The sequence below is a fragment of the Streptomyces sp. NPDC085524 genome (assembly GCF_044541755.1).
In the GTDB taxonomy this organism is placed as follows: domain Bacteria; phylum Actinomycetota; class Actinomycetes; order Streptomycetales; family Streptomycetaceae; genus Streptomyces.
On the sequence record NZ_JBITTH010000067.1, the window covers coordinates 1 to 2,286 of the forward strand.

Annotated in this window: 1 rRNA gene (only partly in view); it reads right to left on the minus strand. The window is 56.3% G+C overall.

The annotated features are described in order from the left end of the window. Positions 1-2,286, minus strand: a 23S ribosomal RNA gene (locus ACIGFK_RS42380) (its annotated part continues 135 nt past the right edge of the window); the annotation flags it as partial.

The window sequence follows — 2,286 nt, forward strand, 5'->3', positions numbered from 1 at the left end:
CCAGGCTGAGGGAACCTTTGGGCGCCTCCGTTACCCTTTGGGAGGCAACCGCCCCAGTTAAACTACCCATCAGACACTGTCCCTGATCCGGATCACGGACCGAGGTTAGACATCCAGCACGACCAGAGTGGTATTTCAACGGCGACTCCACCATGACTGGCGTCACGGCTTCAAAGTCTCCCACCTATCCTACACAAGCCGAACCGAACACCAATATCAAACTGTAGTAAAGGTCCCGGGGTCTTTCCGTCCTGCTGCGCGAAACGAGCATCTTTACTCGTAGTGCAATTTCACCGGGCCTATGGTTGAGACAGTCGAGAAGTCGTTACGCCATTCGTGCAGGTCGGAACTTACCCGACAAGGAATTTCGCTACCTTAGGATGGTTATAGTTACCACCGCCGTTTACTGGCGCTTAAGTTCTCAGCTTCGCAACCCCGAAAGGTCACTAACCGGTCCCCTTAACGTTCCAGCACCGGGCAGGCGTCAGTCCGTATACATCGCCTTACGGCTTCGCACGGACCTGTGTTTTTAGTAAACAGTCGCTTCTCGCTGGTCTCTGCGGCCACCCCCAGCTCACGGAGCAAGTCCGATCACCAGTGATGGCCCCCCTTCTCCCGAAGTTACGGGGGCATTTTGCCGAGTTCCTTAACCATAGTTCACCCGAACGCCTCGGTATTCTCTACCTGACCACCTGAGTCGGTTTAGGGTACGGGCCGCCATGAAACTCGCTAGAGGCTTTTCTCGACAGCATAGGATCATCCACTTCACCACAATCGGCTCGGCATCAGGTCTCAGCCTTATATGAGGGACGGATTTGCCTACCCCTCGGCCTACACCCTTACCCCGGGACAACCACCGCCCGGGCTGGACTACCTTCCTGCGTCACCCCATCGCTTACCTACTACCACCTTGGATCAGCGGCTCCACCACTTTCCTTTCCCCGAAGGGTCCGGAACGGCTTCACGGCCTTAGCATTAATGGATTCGATATTGGGCGTTTCAAAGCGGGTACCGGAATATCAACCGGTTGTCCATCGACTACGCCTGTCGGCCTCGCCTTAGGTCCCGACTTACCCTGGGCAGATCAGCTTGACCCAGGAACCCTTAGTCAATCGGCGCACACGTTTCTCACGTGTGTATCGCTACTCATGCCTGCATTCTCACTCGTGAACCGTCCACAACTAGCTTCCGCTGCTGCTTCACCCGGCACACGACGCTCCCCTACCCATCACAGCAGGCGTTGGCCCTATTGCTGCAATGACACGACTTCGGCGGTACGCTTGAGCCCCGCTACATTGTCGGCGCGGAATCACTTGACCAGTGAGCTATTACGCACTCTTTCAAGGGTGGCTGCTTCTAAGCCAACCTCCTGGTTGTCTCTGCGACTCCACATCCTTTCCCACTTAGCGTACGCTTAGGGGCCTTAGTCGATGCTCTGGGCTGTTTCCCTCTCGACCATGGAGCTTATCCCCCACAGTCTCACTGCCGTGCTCTCACTTACCGGCATTCGGAGTTTGGCTAAGGTCAGTAACCCGGTAGGGCCCATCGCCTATCCAGTGCTCTACCTCCGGCAAGAAACACACGACGCTGCACCTAAATGCATTTCGGGGAGAACCAGCTATCACGGAGTTTGATTGGCCTTTCACCCCTAACCACAGGTCATCCCCCAGGTTTTCAACCCTGGTGGGTTCGGTCCTCCACGAAGTCTTACCTCCGCTTCAACCTGCCCATGGCTAGATCACTCCGCTTCGGGTCTAGAGCGTGCAACTCAATCGCCCTATTCGGACTCGCTTTCGCTACGGCTTCCCCACACGGGTTAACCTCGCTACACACCGCTAACTCGCAGGCTCATTCTTCAAAAGGCACGCAGTCACGAGATGCACAAGTGCATCCGACGCTCCCACGGCTTGTAGGCACACGGTTTCAGGTACTATTTCACTCCGCTCCCGCGGTACTTTTCACCATTCCCTCACGGTACTATCCGCTATCGGTCACCAGGGAATATTTAGGCTTAGCGGGTGGTCCCGCCAGATTCACACGGGATTTCTCGGGCCCCGTGCTACTTGGGAGATGAGCAAGCAAGCCGTACAGATTTCAGCTACGGGGGTCTTACCCTCTACGCCGGACCTTTCGCATGTCCTTCGCCTATCCATACGGTTTCTGACTCGCCTCACAGCCGGCAGACCGTGAAAGCTCATTCCCACAACCCCGCATGCGCAACCCCTGCCGGGTATCACACGCATACGGTTTGGCCTCATCCGGTTTCGCTCGCCACTACTCCCGGAA